Origin of the sequence: Streptomyces sp. NPDC051921 (assembly GCF_040680975.1) — a bacterium.
Taxonomy (GTDB): domain Bacteria; phylum Actinomycetota; class Actinomycetes; order Streptomycetales; family Streptomycetaceae; genus Streptomyces.
In genome coordinates this window covers 24119-40913 of sequence record NZ_JBFAXU010000006.1, presented here as the reverse complement: position 1 = coordinate 40913, position 16795 = coordinate 24119, and the positions used below count along the sequence as shown (strand labels likewise).

Annotated in this window: 19 protein-coding genes; 12 read left to right on the top strand and 7 right to left on the bottom strand. The window is 71.6% G+C overall.

The annotated features are described in order from the left end of the window. The first annotated feature begins 5 nt into the window (after window positions 1-5). Window positions 6-1457 (top strand): amidase, encoded by a 1452-nt coding sequence (locus tag AB0M16_RS10110; RefSeq protein ID WP_365340854.1) that lies wholly within the window; start codon window positions 6-8, stop codon window positions 1455-1457. A gap of 102 nt (window positions 1458-1559) precedes the next feature. After that, on the top strand, window positions 1560-2357 hold the full coding sequence (locus AB0M16_RS10105) for a uracil-DNA glycosylase (protein ID WP_365340852.1): 798 nt from the start codon (window positions 1560-1562) through the stop codon (window positions 2355-2357). Window positions 2358-2441: 84 nt separating this feature from the next. Here AB0M16_RS10105 and AB0M16_RS10100 read toward each other — a convergent pair whose 3' ends face one another. Then, on the bottom strand, window positions 2442-3299 hold the full coding sequence (locus AB0M16_RS10100) for a helix-turn-helix transcriptional regulator (protein ID WP_365340850.1): 858 nt from the start codon (window positions 3297-3299) through the stop codon (window positions 2442-2444). Between the two features lie 114 nt (window positions 3300-3413). Between AB0M16_RS10100 and AB0M16_RS10095 the strand changes: the two genes are divergently transcribed. Continuing rightward, entirely contained in the window at window positions 3414-4898 is a 1485-nt protein-coding gene (locus AB0M16_RS10095; protein ID WP_365340848.1) for an MFS transporter, read from the top strand. 295 nt (window positions 4899-5193) lie between these two features. On the opposite strand, the gene AB0M16_RS10090 is transcribed toward AB0M16_RS10095, so the two are convergent. Then, a complete protein-coding gene (locus AB0M16_RS10090) occupies window positions 5194-6024 on the bottom strand; it encodes a Rieske (2Fe-2S) protein (RefSeq protein ID WP_365341300.1) in 831 nt (276 codons plus the stop codon). 347 nt (window positions 6025-6371) lie between these two features. Continuing rightward, window positions 6372-7880: a DUF4246 domain-containing protein gene (locus AB0M16_RS10085; protein WP_365340846.1), complete on the bottom strand. Its 1509-nt coding sequence runs from the start codon at window positions 7878-7880 to the stop codon at window positions 6372-6374. Between the two features lie 282 nt (window positions 7881-8162). On the opposite strand from AB0M16_RS10085, the gene AB0M16_RS10080 reads away from it, so the two are divergent. Continuing rightward, window positions 8163-8513 (top strand): hypothetical protein, encoded by a 351-nt coding sequence (locus AB0M16_RS10080; protein ID WP_365340844.1) that lies wholly within the window; start codon window positions 8163-8165, stop codon window positions 8511-8513. A gap of 150 nt (window positions 8514-8663) precedes the next feature. Here AB0M16_RS10080 and AB0M16_RS10075 read toward each other — a convergent pair whose 3' ends face one another. After that, window positions 8664-9326 (bottom strand): type III effector protein, encoded by a 663-nt coding sequence (locus AB0M16_RS10075; protein WP_365340842.1) that lies wholly within the window; start codon window positions 9324-9326, stop codon window positions 8664-8666. Between the two features lie 128 nt (window positions 9327-9454). On the opposite strand from AB0M16_RS10075, the gene AB0M16_RS10070 reads away from it, so the two are divergent. The 4 genes from AB0M16_RS10070 to AB0M16_RS10055 all read left to right on the top strand — a co-directional run bounded on the left by AB0M16_RS10070 (window position 9455) and on the right by AB0M16_RS10055 (window position 11557). Beyond that, window positions 9455-9886, top strand: coding sequence for an Hsp20/alpha crystallin family protein (locus tag AB0M16_RS10070; protein ID WP_365340840.1), 432 nt, complete (start codon window positions 9455-9457; stop codon window positions 9884-9886). Window positions 9887-9988: 102 nt separating this feature from the next. Continuing rightward, window positions 9989-10384: a DUF2267 domain-containing protein gene (locus tag AB0M16_RS10065; protein WP_365340838.1), complete on the top strand. Its 396-nt coding sequence runs from the start codon at window positions 9989-9991 to the stop codon at window positions 10382-10384. A 58-nt stretch (window positions 10385-10442) separates the two neighbouring features. Then, entirely contained in the window at window positions 10443-10886 is a 444-nt protein-coding gene (locus AB0M16_RS10060; RefSeq protein WP_365341298.1) for a DUF2267 domain-containing protein, read from the top strand. A 278-nt stretch (window positions 10887-11164) separates the two neighbouring features. Beyond that, a complete protein-coding gene (locus AB0M16_RS10055; RefSeq protein ID WP_365340836.1) occupies window positions 11165-11557 on the top strand; it encodes a MazG-like family protein in 393 nt (130 codons plus the stop codon). Window positions 11558-11818: 261 nt separating this feature from the next. Here AB0M16_RS10055 and AB0M16_RS10050 read toward each other — a convergent pair whose 3' ends face one another. Then, window positions 11819-12217, bottom strand: a complete 399-nt coding sequence (locus tag AB0M16_RS10050) for a MarR family transcriptional regulator (protein WP_365341296.1) — start codon at window positions 12215-12217, stop codon at window positions 11819-11821. A 168-nt stretch (window positions 12218-12385) separates the two neighbouring features. Between AB0M16_RS10050 and AB0M16_RS10045 the strand changes: the two genes are divergently transcribed. Both AB0M16_RS10045 and AB0M16_RS10040 read left to right on the top strand, forming a co-directional pair. Beyond that, entirely contained in the window at window positions 12386-13513 is a 1128-nt protein-coding gene (locus AB0M16_RS10045; protein ID WP_365340834.1) for an NADH:flavin oxidoreductase, read from the top strand. Window positions 13514-13558: 45 nt separating this feature from the next. Beyond that, window positions 13559-14434 (top strand): IS5 family transposase, encoded by an 876-nt coding sequence (locus AB0M16_RS10040; RefSeq protein ID WP_365340832.1) that lies wholly within the window; start codon window positions 13559-13561, stop codon window positions 14432-14434. On the opposite strand, the gene AB0M16_RS10035 is transcribed toward AB0M16_RS10040, so the two are convergent. Next, window positions 14429-14938 (bottom strand): hypothetical protein, encoded by a 510-nt coding sequence (locus AB0M16_RS10035; RefSeq protein WP_365340830.1) that lies wholly within the window; start codon window positions 14936-14938, stop codon window positions 14429-14431. The two genes, AB0M16_RS10040 and AB0M16_RS10035, sit on opposite strands and share 6 nt — an antisense overlap. Before the next feature lie 436 nt (window positions 14939-15374). After that, window positions 15375-15596 (bottom strand): hypothetical protein, encoded by a 222-nt coding sequence (locus AB0M16_RS10030; protein WP_365340828.1) that lies wholly within the window; start codon window positions 15594-15596, stop codon window positions 15375-15377. Between the two features lie 179 nt (window positions 15597-15775). On the opposite strand from AB0M16_RS10030, the gene AB0M16_RS10025 reads away from it, so the two are divergent. Together AB0M16_RS10025 and AB0M16_RS10020 are read left to right on the top strand one after the other, a co-directional pair. After that, complete coding sequence (locus AB0M16_RS10025) at window positions 15776-16165, top strand: hypothetical protein (RefSeq protein ID WP_365340826.1); 390 nt, start codon at window positions 15776-15778, stop codon at window positions 16163-16165. A 79-nt stretch (window positions 16166-16244) separates the two neighbouring features. Further along, on the top strand, window positions 16245-16727 hold the full coding sequence (locus AB0M16_RS10020; protein WP_365340824.1) for a hypothetical protein: 483 nt from the start codon (window positions 16245-16247) through the stop codon (window positions 16725-16727). Window positions 16728-16795: the final 68 nt, after the last annotated feature.

Below are 16795 nucleotides of genomic sequence, written 5' to 3'. Positions count from 1 at the left end.
TCATCATGGAGTGGAACCTTCAGACCGCAGAAGAACTCGCCGCCGCCCTGCGTGCCGGTGAGGTGACGTCGACGGAGCTGACCGACGAGGCGATCGCTCACGTGGAGAGGGACGACAAGGGGATCAACGCCATCTGCGTGCCGGACTTCGACCGTGCGCGGGCCGCCGCGCGTGATGCCGACCAGGCGCGCGCCCGGGGCGAGGACCGGCCACTGCTCGGTGTCCCGGTGACGGTCAAGGAGTCCTACGACGTCGCCGGACTGCCCACGACCTGGGGCATACCGATGTACCGGGACTTCGTGCCGGCCGAGGACGCGCTACAGGTGTCGCGGCTCCGGGCCGCCGGCGCGGTGGTGCTCGGGAAGACCAACGTGCCCTCGGGGCTGCAGGATCTGCAGAGCTTCAACGAGATCTACGGCACCACCAACAACCCGTGGGACCACGCTCGCACGTCTGGCGGGTCGTCCGGTGGATCGGCGGCGGCCCTGGCCGCTGGGTTCGGCGCCTTGTCCATCGGCTCCGACATCGGCGGTTCGTTGCGCACCCCCGCGCATTTCTGCGGTGTCTACGCGCACAAGCCGACGCTCGGACTGGTCCCGAACCGCGGCATGGTCCCGCCCCACGCGCCGGCACTGCCGGTCGACCTCGACCTCGCCGTCGTCGGCCCGATGGCGCGCACCGCCCGCGACCTCACGCTCCTGCTCGACGTCATGGCCGGGCCGGACCCGCTGACCCTCGGCGTGGCGCACGACCTGAGGCTGCCGCGCGCACGCCACGAGCGGCTGGCCGACTTCCGGGTCCTGGTCCTCGAGGAGCACCCGCTCCTTCCGACCGGGGCCGCTGTGCGCGCCGGTGTGAACCGGGTGGCCGACGCGCTCGTCGACGGCGGCGCCCACGTCGTACGGCACACTCCGCTGCTGCCCGACCTGGCCGAAGCCGCCATGCTCTACATGCGCCTGCTGTTCGCCGGCTCCGGGGCCCGTCTTCCCGCCGAGGCGCACGAACAGATGCGTACCCGCGCCGCCGGACTGAGCGCGGACGACCGCAGCCTCGACGCGGCGCGGCTGCGCGGGATGGCATCCAGCCACCGCGACTGGATCGAGGCGGACGACCGTCGCCAGCTCCACCGTCACGGCTGGCGCCAGCTCTTCGCCGAGTACGACGCCGTGGTGTGCCCGGTCACGCCGACTCCGGCCTTCCCGCACGACCACGACCCCGATCTGCTGGGACGCCGGATCGACATCGACGGCGCCGCGTACCCGTTCCTCGACCAGCTCGTCTGGGCCGGTCTGGCCACCATGCCCGGCCTGCCCGCCACCGCCGTACCGGCCGGCCTGTCGCCCGACGGCCTGCCGGTGGGCGTGCAACTCATCGGTCCGATGTTCGAGGACCGCACCCCGCTGAGGCTGGCCGAACTGCTCGAGCAGAGGATCGGCGGCTTCCGGGCACCGAGATGACGCTCACCACCGGCGTCCGTCGAGGCGGAGAGGCGGATGACGAACGAGGCCTACGATGCAGGGGAGACCGATCACGATCACGCGTCGGAAGGCGGGTCGACGATGTCCACTGCGGACGGATATCCGCTGCGGGTCGCCGATCGGGCGCGCACGCTGGCGGAGCTCGACACGCTGCTCGTGGAGTGCCGGGCCTGCCCGCGGCTGGTGGCGTGGCGCGAGCGGACCGCCCACGAGAAGCGTGCGGCGTTCCTCGACCACGAGTACTGGGGCCGGCCCGTGCCCGGGTTCGGGCCGACGGACGCCCCTCTCCTGATCACCGGCCTCGCGCCGGCGGCGCACGGCGCGAACCGGACCGGGCGGATGTTCACCGGCGACCGGTCCGGTGACCTGCTGTTCGCGACGCTGTACGAGCTGGGGCTGGCCTCCCGGGCGACCGTCACCGGCCCGGACGACGGGCTGGAGCTCTTCGGCGTGCGGGTCACCGCCCCGGTGCACTGCGCCCCGCCGGACAACCGCCCCACGCCCGGGGAACGTGACACGTGCCGTCCCTGGCTGGCCCGTGAGGCCCGGTTGCTGCGCCCGACCCTGCGCACGGTCGTCGCGCTGGGCGCCTTCGGCTGGCAGGCGGCGCTGACGGCGCTGGGCGAGGCCGGGTGGGAGGTACCGCGGCCGCGCCCGGCCTTCGGGCACGGCGTGCGGGCAACGCTGACCCCGGTGGACGGGACGGGCTCGCTGACCCCGGACGGGACGGGCGGTCCGCTCACGGTCTTCGGCTGCTATCACGTCAGCCAGCGCAACGTCTTCACCGGCCGCCTGACGCGGGACATGCTGCGCGGGGTCCTCGCCGAGGCGGCGCACGCCGCCGGTCTGCCCGTCGAGGACCCGCCGCGCCAAGGGTGAGCACGAGCGGGAACGGGCCGCAGACGACGCGGCCCCACCGCGCGGCGGCCCCCGTGCTCAGGGCCGTCAGCGGGCCGGGACCGCTCACGGGCCCGGTGTATCCGCGGCGGGCATCGCGAGCAGCTTCCGCAGGGCGTCCGCGGAGCCGGGATCGTTGGGGGTGTAGACCTCCAGACGGTGGTCGAGGCTGTCGGGCTGGAGCCACACCTGGTAGGTCACGCTCAGGGCTCCGGCGGTCGGGTGCTGGAGGTGCATGGTGGCCGTGGTGCAGTCGCGGACGTCGCCCGTGGCCCACATGTCGGCGAAGGTGTCGCTGCCCATCATGATCTCGCCGAGCAGAGAGGCGAGCCGTGCGTCGGTGGGGTGACGGCCCGCCGTGAGGCGCAGGTAGCCGACGTGGATCTCGGCCAGCTCGGACCAGTTGCGGTAGAGATCGCGCGCGGACGGGGTCAGGAAGAACGTCCGCGGCACGGACGGCCGCCGGGCCGGGTCCTGCGGGGCGCCGAACGGGAAGTCCCCGCCCAGGAGGGCGTGCCCGGCGCGGTTCCAGTGCAGGATGTCCCCGCGACGGCCGAGGAGCACCGCCGGGGTAGCCGGGTCCAGTGCGGCGAGGAGCGCGAGGACACGGGCGTCCGGCGACTCGGACGGGGGCTCGCTCAGACCGGAACGCCCGGACTGCCGGGCGAGGTTGCGCAGGTGGGCGCTCTCCACCTCGTCCAGCCGCAGCACCCGCGCCAGCGCGTCGACGACCTGCTCGGAGGCGGATCCGGCCAGCCCCTGTTCCAGCCGCGTGTAGTAGCCGACGCTGACCCCGGCGAGCTGGGCCAGTTCCTCGCGCCGCAGCCCGGGGACACGGCGCGAGGTGCCGTACGTGCGCAGCCCGGCCTCGTCGGGCGTGATCCGGTCCCGACGGTTCTTCAGAAACGCTCCCAGCCTCTCCATGTCGTCGACGGTAGGCCGTGGACCGTGTCGGTGGGGGAGCCGAGGGGGTACCTGGTGGGTGTACCCACGAGGGTGGGATGGCTGTGCGGGAGACCCGCGTCGAGCGTGGTGGCCATGACGACGAAGACAGACAACCGGCAGCGTCCCCCCTCGCCCTCGGCCACGCGGCCGGATCTCCCCTCCTGGCTGCGCCTGTCGGTGGTGCTCGCCCCGGTCCTCCTGGTGTCCCTGGACGGGTCGATCCTCTTCCTGGCGATGCCCCGCCTGTCCCGGGCCCTCACGCCCAGCGCCGACCAGGCGCTGTGGATCCTGGACGGCTACGGTTTCGCCGTCGGCTCACTGTTGATCGCCTTCGGCGCCATCGGCGACCGGTACGGGCGGCTCCGGCTGCTGACCGCCGGCACCGCCCTCTTCGGGCTGGCCTCCGCGGCGGCGGCGTTCGCCCCCACGCCCGAACTGCTCATCGCCTGCCGCGTACTGATGGGAATCGCCGGTGCCACCCTGCTGCCTTCGGCGCTGGCCGTGCTGAGCGAGCTGTACCCCGACGCGCGTCTGCGGGCCCGTGCCATCGGGATCTTCGCGGCGACGTTCGCCGGCGGATTCGCGATCGGCCCGATCCTCGGCGGGCTGCTGCTGGAGCGGCTCTGGTGGGGCGCGGTGTTCCTCACCAACCTGCCGGTCGTCGCCCTGTTCCTGGTCTTCGCGCCGTTGCTGCCGGGCCGCGCCCCGGCCGCTCGCCCAGGACGCGTCGACGTGCTCAGCGTGGCGACCTCGTCCACCGGGCTGATGCTCACGGTCTACGGCGTGAAGCACCTGGCCGCCGAGGGGATCGCAGCCCTCCCGGCCGGCGCGACGGGCACCGGCGCCGCCCTGCTGGCCTGGTTCGTGAGCCGCCAGCGCCGGCTCGTCCACCCGCTCGTCGACTTCTCGCTCTTCAGGGACCGCACCTTCACCCTCGCGATCGTCACCGGGCTGCTGCCACTGGCCGCGTGGTCGGCGGCGGCCTACCTGTCCGCGATCTACCTGCAGTCCGTACGCGAGCTGGACGTGGTGCACGCCGCCCTGCTGGCGCTTCCCGGGGCGGCGGTCCTCACCGCCACGTCCGTCGTCGTCCCCAGGGTCGTCGACCGGGTCGGCAAACGGACGGTGCTGGCAACGGCCCACTTCGCGATCGCCGTAGGACTCCTGGCGCTGCTCGTCACCTCCGTCGGCGGCGGTACCGGCTGGTACGTCGCTTCCACCGCCGTCGCCGGAATCGGCTACGGCATCTCCTTCGCGGTGGTCGCCGACACCGCGGTCGGGGCGGTCCCTCCGGAGCGGGCCGGGGCGGCCGGGGCCCTCGCCGAGACCAGCAACGAGATCGGCAACGCCCTGGGCATCGCGCTCCTCGGATCGCTGGCCGTGCTGGTCTTCCGCCTGCAGGGTCCCGGCCTGGCCCCCACCCTCGACGCGACCCTGCAGCTTCGGACCCTGGACGCGGCGGGGGCCGCGCAGGCCAGGGCGGCCTTCGTGACCGGCCTGCACGTCGTGGCGATCACCGCGAGCGCCCTGCATGCGGCGCTGGGTGCGGTGGCCCTGCGCCGACTGCCGCGGGGGTGACCCCGTCGGCGCTCCGGGCGTCGGAGGGGCGGCCGTCACGGCGGGCCGCGCGGCCTGCGCGGGAGCGCGTCGGACGCTTCTGGGCCGGGCGAGCCGGAGCCGGGGGAGCCGGAGCCGGGGGAGCCGGAGCCGGGGGAGCCGGAGCCGGGCGGGCCGGACGGAAAGGGTGGGCCGGGAGGGAGGGACGTGGGGGAGTGCGCTGCGCGCGAGGCGCGTGGCGGACCGGTAGAAGCGCGGCACGGCCCCGCGGTCGCTCGCCCAGCGTCCGCGGGCGTTCGCCCCCTTCGTCACGTGGTCATGAAGAGAGGCGTGCCTCGATCCGTCCGTCGACGATCCGGGACTCGAAGGCGGGCTGAGGAGCGGTGGCCGGACCCGTCACGTTCCAGCCGTCCTCCAGACGGAACGTGCTGCCGTGCCAGGGACAGACCACGCAGCCGTCGACGACCTCGCCCGCGGAGAGCGGCCCGGCCATGTGGCTGCACCGATCCGCCAGCACCCGCACGGTGTCCTCCCCGGTCCGCACGACGACCACGGCCACCTCGCCGACGTGGCCGCGCTGCGGCCGGCCGAGCGGCAGGTCCGCGAGGTCCGCGACGACGTGCCAGCCGGGCGGGACGAGCGCGGCGACCTGCTCGGCGTGGTTGGCGCCGGCGGCCTGCCGGTAGGCGAGGTGCCCACCGATGGCACCGCCCACGCCGATCGCGGTGAGGCCGCAGAAGCCCCACATCCGGCCCCGCCAGTGGCGGCCCCGGCAGCGGGCGGTCAGCGAGGCGGCGTACAGTCCGACCCCTGCGATGTTGGCCGCTGCGTGCACCAGGCCGACCCGCTGCTGCGGCCGCCGCATCTCGGCCCAGTCGACCCAGCCGGCGAGGGCCGCGGGCCCCGCCCCGGCGAGTCCCGCGGCGACGAGCAGCCGCGCGGCACGGGCCTGGCCGGGAACCAGGTCGAGCACGGCGGCCGAAAGCCACGCGCCGAGGGGAAACTGCACGAGCAGCGGATGCACGGGATGCCCGAGCCACCGCCCGTGCAGGACGTCCCGGCCGCGCCCCAGGGGGAGGCTCCGCACGGCTCCGCGCAGGGCGTCCACGACCAGGTCGCCGCGCGGAGACTTCTCCAGACGTTCCATCGCCCTCAGCACGACGCCGGCCTCCTGCCCGGAAGGCAGCACCGACCGCAGGGCGGTTGCATAGCTCTTCACACCTACGCGTCTAACCGCGCCGTCCGAGTCGAAACGGGACGAGCGGCTGAGGGGCCGGGAGCCCGGAGAATACTCGGCCGGCTCGATGAGGAACGTCCCGGGCCCGCGTTCGAACGATCAGGGACTCCGCGGCGTCCACACCGGGAGCCGGTGTGGACGCCGCTGTGGCCGGCGGGCAGTGGGCAGCCGGTTCCGCCGTCAGGGAGTCGGTCAGCGGGACACCGGGGCGTGGTCGTGTTGAGCGCGTCCGCCGGGCTGCCCCGCACGGACGAGGCTCAGTGCTCGCAGAGCGAGAACTCTCGCTCGTAGAGCTGCTCGTTGTGCTCGTCGACGAAGAACTTGCGTTCCCGCATCAGCTGTTCGCGGTAGTCCTTGGCCTGTTCGAGCGTCATGGTCGAGGTGTCGGACCAGGGCTGCTGCGGTGGCACGTCGGACGTCGACACGATCCTCTGCGACGGGTCGACCAGGAAGAACGCGAGAATCTTGCGGTGTCCCGGGCGGGTGGGGTCCGCGAGACGGAACGGGTCGACGCGATGCTGCAGGATGTTGGGGAACGCCAGGCAGCGGCCCGCCGGGGTCGAGGCCGACCCCAGCATCTGGTTCAGCGCGTCTTCGTCCTCCAGGCCGTAGACCTCGCGCAGACCGTTGTCGTCGTTCTGTTCGTAGTTCGGGTCGTCGAGCGCCGCCCGGAAACCCAACCGGCTCTCGGTGACGTTCTCGCTGTCCCAGTAGTAGATGCCGGTCGAGACGATCCGCTCGTTCATCATCCCTTCGACGTGCCAGGAACCGCCGGAGTACTCGGGCTTGTCCGGGGTGAGGTGAAGGGTGGCGAGCTTGACGATGACCTGGAGGCGACGACCGCGCAGTTCGACTCGGGCGGATGCGTCGGGCAGCGCGGGCGGGGTGAAGGCCGGGGCGTCCGGAACGACGGGGCGGCGGTTCTCCCACCAGTCGTCCTGGGCCTGTTCCCATGCGTCGAGAGCTTCCGCGTAGGCCGCCGCATCGGGGTAGGAGGATTCGTCCGGGTACTCCGGCTCCGAGTCGTACCACCCATAAGGATCGGCCACGATCCGCGGGGGCCGCGGATGACGCAGATCGGTGAGCACGTTCTCCAGGAGCGGGCGCAGGCGCCCGAACAAGTCCGGCAGAACGGCGGCCAGTTCGCGGTGCTTCTCGGGGTGGACGTTGTTGACGTACGAACGGAAGGCGACCTCGCCGTCGTCATCGACCTCGACGTCCGTGGGCAGCCATTGGAACCTCTCCGAGAACTCGTGCTTCGAGTAGCGGTCCGTCGGGTTCTGCCAGGCCCGGTCGGGCCCGCCACTCGCGTCTCGCACCAGGCAGAACAGTGAGGGATGGACCAGGTCCAGTACCTGACCGTCCGATCCGGGGTGCCAGTCCCGCTCGTCCTCCGGGACCTGTTCGAGAACCTGAACCGCCTTGCGCAGTCGAGACCTGAGCTCGTCGTCGACGAGCGTGTCCGACTGCCACACCCCGTCGACCGCGGACACCTCGATGCCGGTTCGTTCGTCCCGCAGCGCGGCATAGTGCGCGAGTTCGTCGAGCACATGACGCACCTGGGCTTCGGTGAGGCCCTGGGCGACCGCCTCGTGCGTCCACCTGGCGACGATGTCGGCGTCGTGCATCTTGTCGAACCACCCCGGCTTCGCCCGAATGTGCGCGCTGCACTGCATCATCTGAAGTTCCCTCAGCGTTCGGGGTGTCGCGAACGGCAGGGAACGGGATGCCTGGAACGGCAGCGGGAAAGCGGACAGGCCAGTCAATTCTCTTGATCCTCCGAGTCGATCTGCGTGGCGGGAAGAATACGTGAGCCGACTGACACCGCAGCCGTGGCGCCCGTCATCCACGGCCCGCCGTCCGGCAGTCGGGCCGGCACGGGACAGCAACAGCGGAGAAGGCGGAGGCAGACGGGGAAACCAGGTACCGCGGCGGGCAGCGGGGCATCTAGCCTGTGGCGCATGCATCAGCTCCGAGGGCGCGATCGGCGCCCGGCTCGCCGTGCCCGGTCGGAGCCGGCCCGGCGCCGGCCGCCCCGGATCACGGTCGTGGGCGCTGATGTGGTCCTGGTCGGCTACTTCTCCGCGAAGCAGAAGGACTTCGAAACGCTCATGGCATCGGCGGCCGAAGAACTGGCAGCGCAGGGTGGTCGGGTGGTCGCCCGGATCGTGCAACGGCGCGGCGTCTCGGACGGCGGGGCCCGACGCATGGGGCTGCCCTTCTCCTCGCGGACTCTGCTGAGCCAGGGGAAGGTCCGCGAGGTGGCTCAGACCTGTGACCGGCTCGGCGCCGACGCGGTGATCTTCGTCGCCACCTTGACCGAGCACCAGCGGCGCACGCTGACGGAGATGCTCCACCGCCCCGCCGCGAGCCTCTCCGACGTCCTCGCCGCCTCCTGACCGCCCACCCGAAGCGTCCTACCCACCCGAAGCGTCCCGCCCACCCGAAGCGTCCCGCCCACCCGAAGCGTCCCGCCCACCCGCGGGCGGGCCGAAGGAGCGGGCGAGGGCCCTCCAGGCCGGCCGCGTGGGTCTCCGGGCTCCGCTCGTTCACCCAGGGGTGCGCCGGGCGGGGTCAGGGGGAGGGGGTGCGAGCGTGTCGATCCGGGCCGCGAGGTCGGGGTGGGCGGCGGCCAGGTGGGGGCGGGCGGCGGCCAGGGGAGCGATCAGGCGTGCCGGATCGTCGTGGCCGAGGGCCGCGTGGAGCTCTCCGAGCGGGCGGCGGGCGGCGGGGGAAAGGTCGGTGAGTGCGGTGATCTGCCCGGCGAGGCGGCGCAGGTCTGCCGCGTTGTGGCTGGCCCAGACGGCGGCGGTGCGGTCGGCGGCCCTGGCCTGACGCGTGGCCTGGACGCGCTGCTCGCCGGTGGTGCCGGCAGGACCGGGACGGCCGCGCAGGTAGCGGCGCTCGGCGGCCTGGCGGCTGGCGACGCCGAGAGGGTGGGCGAGGTCGGCCCAACTGGCTCCCGCGTCGCGGGCCGTCTCGATCAGGCCGGTCTCCCACCCGGCGAGCTGCTCGCGTACCTGCCGCAGCAGCGACAAGGAGGCCAGGGCCTGCTCCGGGCCGGGGTCGGGACCGGCGGGGGCGTCCGGGGCCTCGTGCTGGGCTTGTCGCAGGGCGGCGTCTATGGCGCTGAGGGCGGCCGCGGCGGCAAGGAACGACACGGGGCTGTGGGCATCGGTGCCGGGCGGGGACGGCTGGTCGGCCGGGGTCACGGACACCTCCCTCGGGTTGTCATCAGGTAGACGACATCGTGTTTGTCATCCATTGGATGACATGTTACAACGGTCTCAGTGAGGCGCATTGGCAGTTACTGCCTGAACCTGCTGGAGGTGTTTTCACGATGTTGATGCGCACTGACCCCTTCCGTGAGCTGGACCGGCTGGCGCAGCAGCTGATGGGCCCGGGCACGTGGTCCAAGCCGTCGGCGATGCCGATGGACGCCTACCGCGAGGGCGACGAGTACGTGGTGGCCTTCGACCTGCCCGGCGTCGCCCCGGACGCGATCGACATCGACGTCGAGCGGAACATGCTCACCGTCAAGGCCGAGCGGCGGCCGGTGGCGAAGGCCGACGACGTGCAGATGGAGCTGTCCGAGCGGCCGCTGGGCGTCTTCTCCCGCCAGATCGTGCTCGCCGACACCCTCGACACCGAGCACATCAAGGCCGAGTACGACGCGGGCGTGCTCACCCTGCGCATCCCGATCGCCGAGCGGGCCAAGCCCCGCAAGATCTCCATCGGCGTCGGATCCGGCCGCAGGGAGATCTCCGGCTGACACCGGCCGGACGCGTGCGGAGAGCGGGGACCTGATCCCCCCTCCTCCCCCCCGCTCTCCGCACCCCCAGGGCAGTCCGAAGAAGAAGGGGTGACGGCAGCGATGACCCTGCGACGCGAAGCCTTTCTCGACCGCGTCAAGGAACGCGGCGAGTACGACACTCCGGAGGAAGCCGAGCGCGCCGCCCGCGTGGTGCTCGCCCTCCTCGGCGCACACCTGGTCGGCGGAGTCCGCGCCCAGCTCGCGGCGCGCCTCCCGGAGGAGTTCGCCCTCATCCTGCTCAACCCGCTGCAGAGCGCCGAGCCGCTGCCCCCCGAGCGGTTCGTCCGCGCGACCGCCGCGTGGATCGAAGGCGCCACCGAGCAGACCGCGGCCTGGGACGTCAGCGCCGTGTTGTCCACCGTCACCGACGCCGCCGGCCCGGACCTCCTGGGACAGATCCTGCTCCAGCTCCCGGTCGGCTACGACCTCCTCTTCGGCCGCCCCCAGCCCATCTGACCACCGGTGCCGCACGCCGGCACCCCTCCGCCCTGACTCCACGAAAGGCATGCCCGCAGTGATCACCGACGTGCGCGTACCGCTTGCGCCCCAGCAGCCGCACTCGACGGGGTACGAGCAGATGCTGGAGAAGGTCCGCTACGAAGGCGCTTACCCCACCCGCGAGAGAGCCGAGGAAGCCGTCCGCCTGGTTCTCGCGGGGCTGGGACGCCAGCTGACCGGCGATGAACGCGTCGACCTGGCCGCCTGCCTGCCCCTGGAGGCCGCACGTGCCCTGACCGCACAGATCCCTGACATCCAGCCGCTGACCGGATGGGCCTTCGTCAAGGACCTCGCCGCCCGTTCCGGCGCATCCCTGGCCACGACCCGGTGGGACACCGGCTCCGTCTTCGCGGCCGTCGCCGCCCATGCGGGTCCCGACCTCGTCACCCGCATCCTCCACCAACTCCCCACCGGCTACGCGCTGCTGTTCGGCCGCGCCGAACTCACCCCGGCCGCGTGAACGGGCACCAGGCACCCGGACCCTCGCCCAGGAGCGGGTGTCGCGTGCCGTGGGCGTCAAGGGCGAGCGCGGCGCAGGTGCCCCTCGCGGCTGTCGCTCCGGCGCCACCCTCAAGCCGATGGCCGCCGATCGCGACCTGACGAAGAGCAGCCCCTACGTCCCCCTCACTTCCACATTCGAGTGATCCCCGCCCGAGCTGCCCGCGCCCCCACCGGGGCGCGGGCAGGCTCTTTGCTCAGCGCACCCACGCCCACGCCGACCGCAAGGGGACAGTCCGCATGAATCCCGACTCCTGGCGCACGATCCAGACCCTCGCCGCCACCTTCGACGCCGCCGATGCCGACAAGGGCATGACCCGCGAGGAGTGGTGGGCCTTGCAGGTTCTGAAGATCGGCGAGGAGTTCGGCGAAGCCGCTCAAGCAGTCATCGGCGTCAGAGGCACGAACCCAAGGAAGGGAACCTCCCACACCTGGCAGGACGTGCACGAGGAAGTCGCCGACGTCGTCATCACCGGCATGGTCGCCCTCGCCCGCATGCGCCCGGACGCCGCCGAGTTCCTCGCCGCCCAGCTCGGGGTCAAGTCCGCCAAGTTCCTCCCGCCCACTCCGGATGTCCCCACCCCGGCTTCCGCTCCTCAAGACGTCCCAACCCGGGCCTCCGCCCCTCGATAGGAGGCCACGTGGCCCCCCGGACCCCACCCCTGACGACGCGCCCGGCGGGAAGCGCAGACCGCGCCGACAGACGTCACCTTTCCGGGGGCGGGAGCGACGACGCATCCTCTTTGCGCGCTCCCCGCCGCCCGCATCGCCGAGCTGTGCGAAGGCTGGCACATCAACAGGTGGGAGCTGGGATGGCTCGACCACCTCGTCCTGCGCTGCCCGTGACGACCGCCCTGCGGCGGGGTCGCGGCCCGTCGGGGCCGGCCGCCCCGGTCAGGCGGCGGGTCGGGGGACGAAGACCCGCTCCAGCAGGGCGTACAAGGAACTCCGGTCCTCGTCGCTGAGCCGGTCCAGGCCGTCCAGGGTGGTGTGCATCTTCGCGCGGATCGTATCGGCGACACGCTCACCCTCGGCTGTGAGGATGACGTTCTTGACCCGCCGGTCGGAGGCGCCGGCTTCACGGCGTACGAGGCCGCGCTTCTCCAGCCGGTCGATGATCCCGGTCATGTTGGACGCGTCGCAGGTCATGGTCTCGGCCAGGGCCCGCATGGCTGCCGGGCCCCGGCGCAAGACGGTCAGCGCCTTGCCCTGGCTCGCCGTGAGGTTCTCACTCGCTGCCGCGACGGTGAAGTCGCCGTAGTAGACGCCGAGCGACACCGACAGCAGCTCCATGAGCTGGGACGTGTCCACCGGTGCTGTTGCGCGAGGAGCTTCTGCCATGGCAGTGAGCCTATCTCGGAAAGCTTGACTATCTCAAACATCTACCTCAAGCTTCACCTTGATTGCATGAAGTTCTCAAGCATCAAGGTTATGAAGTAAAAGGCAACGAGGAGCGCCCCTGTGACCGCCACCGCGTCCCCCACCTCCCGAGCGGCCGAGATCCTGTCCCGGCCCGTCGCCCTGAACGGTCTGACCGTCCCGAACCGCATCGTGATGGCGCCGATGACGCGCATGTTCTCCCCCGGCGGCGTTCCCGGCGAGGACGTGCGGTCGTACTACGCCCGCCGCGCTGCCGCCGGCGTGGGCCTCATCGTCACCGAGGGCACCTACGTCGGCCATGGGTCCGCAGGCCAGAGCGACCGCGTACCGCGGTTCCACGGGGAGGAGCAGCTGGCGGGGTGGGCGAAGGTCGCCGAGGACGTGCACGCGGCGGGCGGCACGATCGTCCCGCAGCTGTGGCACATCGGCATGGTGCGCAAGCAGGGCCAGGCCCCCTATGCCGACGCCCCGGCCATGGGCCCGTCCGGCATCCGCCCCGACGGTACCGAGGGTACGGGCGAGGCGATGTCCCAGAGTGACCTGGACGATGTCATCGGCGCCTTCGCCGAGGCCGCCGCGGCCGCCGAACGCATCGGATTCGACGGCGTCGAACTGCACGGAGCCCACGGCTACCTCGTCGACCAGTTCCTGTGGGAGCGGACGAACCGCCGCACCGACGCCTACGGCGGCGACCCCGTGGCCCGTACGAAGTTCGCGGCCGAGATCGTGGCCGCGGTCCGCGCGGCCGTCTCGTCCGACTTCCCGGTGATCTTCCGCTACTCGCAGTGGAAGCAGGACGCGTACGACGCGCGGCTCGCCGAGACCCCGGAGGAGCTGGAGGCGATCCTGACCCCGCTGGCCGCGGCCGGCGTCGACGCGTTCCACGCCTCCACCCGGCGCCACTGGATCCCCGAGTTCGACGGCTCGGACCTGAACCTCGCGGGCTGGACCAAGAAGCTCACCGGCAGGCCCACCATCACCGTGGGCTCGGTCGGTCTCGACGGCGACTTCATCCACGCCTTCGCGGGCCAGGGTGCGCCGGTCCAGGGCATCGACGGCCTCCTCGACCGTCTGGAGCGCGACGAGTTCGACATGGTCGCTGTCGGCCGCGCACTGCTCCAGGACCCGGAGTGGGCGGCCAAGGTCCTCCAGGGCCGGACCGACGAACTGCAGCCGTACGACGCGGCTGCGGTGAAGACGCTGAGCTAGGCCCTGTATCGAAAGTGGATCTTGGGCTGTGAATGATCTTGGTTCATGGGGCGGGGAGATCTCACGGACGGGCAGTGGGCGGTGCTGGAGCCGTTGTTGCCGAAGGGTTCGAAAGCAGGCCGGCCGCCGGTCTGGCCTCGGCGGCAGTTGATCGACGGCATACGGTTTCGGGTCCGGACCGGTGTTCCGTGGCGGGACGTGCCCGCGGAATACGGGCCGTGGGGCCGGATCTACGATCTGTTCCGCCGGTGGCAACGCAACGGCACCTGGCACCAGATCCTCGCCCGGCTCCAGTCCCTGGCAGACGCGGAAGGTGCGATCACGTGGGACCTGAGCGTCGACTCCACGGTCTGCCGCGCCCATCAGCACGCGGCTGGGGCCCGCAAGCAGGGTGACCTGCAGAAGGAACCGCCGGGCGGCGTGTTCACCGAGCCGGTCGATCACGGGCTGGGACGGTCGCGCGGCGGGTTCACGACCAAGGTCCACCTGGCCGTCGAACAGGGTCAGAAGCCCATGTCGATCGTGATCACGGCCGGGCAGCGCGGGGACTCACCGCAGTTCGAACCGGTGCTGGAGAAGGTCCGCGTGCCCCGCATCGGGCCGGGCCGACCGCGGGTCCGCCCCGATCGGGTGCGGGCCGGCAAGGCGTACGCCCCCCGCAGGAACCGGGCCTACCTGCGGCGGCGCGGGATCCGCTGCACCATCCCGGACAAGGCCGACCAGGCGCGCAACCGCCAGAAGCTCGGTTCCCGCGGCGGCCGGCCACCGCGCTTCGACCCGGTCGACTACCGTCAGCGCCATGCGGTCGAGTGCGGGATCAACCGCCTCAAGAGGAACCGTGCTGTCGCCACGCGGTACGACAAGCTCGCCGTCCGTTTCGAGGCGACCGTGCTGGTCGCAGCGATCAACGAATGGCTATGACCCTGTCTCGCGCGTCATCACGTACATGTTCCCGATGTCCGGGTCGCCGTACATGAAGAACAGCACCAGCCCGTCGTGCGGATCGCGGTCCACGTAGAAGAACCACGAGTAGGTCGACGGGGGCTCCGGAGCCGAAGGGTCAGCCGCAGGCGCGGGAGAGCGCTTCTCGACTCGGGTCCGGTCCGTCAGCGCGAGCCGGACGACTTGCCCGCCGTCGTCGTCGGCCAGCTGCCAGGTTCCCGTACCGGAGAGACGCCAGCCGTCCTCGAAGTCAAAGCCCTTCCCGTCGAGCTTCTCGATAAGGGCCGTTCCGTCCCTATGGAGCACCACGCGGGTCCCCTCGACGTTCTCCCAACCCCCGGCTACTTCGGCCGCCGTGGCGTCGTGGAGCCCCGTTCCCTCGTAGTACTGATAGGGGCCCGCGCATGCAGTCAGAACGGCCAACATCACCATCAAACCGCCAAGGGCTGCCCCCCACGCACGCAGCCTGCTTCCACCCGTCATCAGGCCCTCCCGCCCCCAGCCCTCGTCGGTCAATCGACAGGAATGGGCTGCGGGAAGCCACCTTGCCAGACTCGTTGAACGCGTTCAACTGCGTGCCTGGAGAGGTGGCGCGCGTCACCCCCGGCTCACGTATCCAGCGACCGACGAGAATGGCGAGCAGCGCTTTCGACACACGTCCTAGACGGGTCTCGTTGACGGGCCGGTCACTGACCGGACGTGTCCGTCCGGTCAGTGACCGCCGATGGCGAGGTGGTGACGCGGATGCCCGGAGGCGCCGCCCTCTCGGCATGCTCGACCCGCCGACCAGGCTCCTTTCCGCATCGCTACGGTCGGTGGTGACGGCGAGACCGACACGCCACCTGCCGACACCGGGGGCTGCCCCCCCCGCATCCGTCCGGTCGGACGGCGGCGGCCCGCTCGAGGAGCGGCCCGCCCGTCACCACTCGGGGTGTACGTCGTGACTGTCGTAGCGGGATCCTGCCTCGGTGATCCAGGGCCGGAAGCGGCCGGGCCCGGAGGCCTCGTGGGCGTAGGCCACCGGTTCCTCCGTCTCGTCGGTGACGATGACGGCTCCGGTCTTCTGCGCGCAGCGCAGGGCGTGCGTCCAGTGCCGTCCGCGATGGCCGGTGCGGTAGTCGGGGGTCTTGCATTGAGTCATCGGTTCTCACCGCCGTGCCGCGACGTCGCGTGCCTGCCGGTACGGAAACAGCAGGCGCCCGGTTAGTTCCGAACATGCGGGAATACCCGATTCATGCAATTTTGAACATCCAGGTCCCGGAGCTGTCGAGCAGGTCCGCGTTCCGGTCCACCACGGCCGATCACGCAGCCGGAGAAACGATGCCGTCGAGCGCTTCCGTCCTCCTGTACAGCAGCGATGCCGACACGCGGGCACAGGTCAGGCTGGCCATCGGCGGCAGGCCCGCGTCCGACGTCCCGCCGGTCGCGTTCGTCGAGTGCGCGACCCTGCCCGCGGTCCTGCTGGCACTGGACGCGCGCCGTATCGACGCCTGTGTGCTCGACGGCGAGTCGGTCCCCATCGGCGGCATGGGCGTGTGCTGGCAGATCAAGAACGAGGTCTTCCGCTGCCCGCCCGTCCTGCTCCTGATCGGACGCCCGCAGGACGCCTGGCTGGCCACGTGGAGCCACGCCGACGCCGTGAGCACCCTGCCCGTGGAGCCGGTGGAACTCGCCGCATCCCTCGCCGCCCTGCTCCGCGCGCCGCACTAGAGGATGTCCGACGAAGATCACGTTGTGCGGAGGCCGTCCTCTGAAGGCGCGTGAAACTGCCTGTGGCAAGGTCATGCATGTGATCAACCAGCATGGCGGCGTGAGCCGAGATCTTGTACTCGTGGGCGGATTGAGTCCCGCGGATGTCGCCCTTGTTCACCGTGAGGCGCTTCGCGTACTGCGTTCGGGCATCGAGGCCGCCCACCTCGACGCCTACAGCGACGATGCCTGGCCACCCGAAGTGCTGCCTTCCTACGAACGCGCGCTGTCCCTGGCCAGGGAGGCGGTGGCAGATGGCACCCGTTCCCGACGCGCTGACCCTGGAATGGGCATCGACATCGACGTCCATGACGACGCGCAGTTCGAACTGCTGCTGGACCTGGCTCCCCATACGATCAACGCCGAAGGCCGGCGAGGGGACCAGCTGGTCTTCAGCGCCGGCGATTCGGGAACCTCGCTGTGGATGACCGTCACACAGGGCCAGGAGGCGGAACTCCTGTCCCGACTGGCAGCGCAGGGAATCCCGCCGAACGCCCTCGCTGCCCGGTCTCCCGGCCGCTGAGACGCACTCGCGATGCGGCCTTGCGGAGCCACAGGAGCAAAGCGGCAAGCAGCCACGCGTCGCGACAT

Excerpts from the sequence above, each read along its gene's own strand:
- AB0M16_RS10055 (WP_365340836.1), top strand. The coding sequence starts at position 11,165 with ATGAATCCCGACTCCTGGCGCACGATCCAGACCCTCGCCGCCACCTTC.
- AB0M16_RS10040 (WP_365340832.1), top strand. The coding sequence starts at position 13,559 with ATGGGGCGGGGAGATCTCACGGACGGGCAGTGGGCGGTGCTGGAGCCG.
- AB0M16_RS10105 (WP_365340852.1), top strand. The coding sequence starts at position 1,560 with ATGTCCACTGCGGACGGATATCCGCTGCGGGTCGCCGATCGGGCGCGC.
- AB0M16_RS10050 (WP_365341296.1), bottom strand. The coding sequence starts at position 12,217 with ATGGAGCTGCTGTCGGTGTCGCTCGGCGTCTACTACGGCGACTTCACC.
- AB0M16_RS10095 (WP_365340848.1), top strand. The coding sequence starts at position 3,414 with ATGACGACGAAGACAGACAACCGGCAGCGTCCCCCCTCGCCCTCGGCC.
- AB0M16_RS10035 (WP_365340830.1), bottom strand. The coding sequence starts at position 14,938 with ATGACGGGTGGAAGCAGGCTGCGTGCGTGGGGGGCAGCCCTTGGCGGT.
- AB0M16_RS10025 (WP_365340826.1), top strand. The coding sequence starts at position 15,776 with ATGCCGTCGAGCGCTTCCGTCCTCCTGTACAGCAGCGATGCCGACACG.
- AB0M16_RS10070 (WP_365340840.1), top strand. The coding sequence starts at position 9,455 with ATGTTGATGCGCACTGACCCCTTCCGTGAGCTGGACCGGCTGGCGCAG.
- AB0M16_RS10110 (WP_365340854.1), top strand. The coding sequence starts at position 6 with ATGGAGTGGAACCTTCAGACCGCAGAAGAACTCGCCGCCGCCCTGCGT.
- AB0M16_RS10100 (WP_365340850.1), bottom strand. The coding sequence starts at position 3,299 with ATGGAGAGGCTGGGAGCGTTTCTGAAGAACCGTCGGGACCGGATCACG.
- AB0M16_RS10065 (WP_365340838.1), top strand. The coding sequence starts at position 9,989 with ATGACCCTGCGACGCGAAGCCTTTCTCGACCGCGTCAAGGAACGCGGC.
- AB0M16_RS10030 (WP_365340828.1), bottom strand. The coding sequence starts at position 15,596 with ATGACTCAATGCAAGACCCCCGACTACCGCACCGGCCATCGCGGACGG.
- AB0M16_RS10090 (WP_365341300.1), bottom strand. The coding sequence starts at position 6,024 with ATGGAACGTCTGGAGAAGTCTCCGCGCGGCGACCTGGTCGTGGACGCC.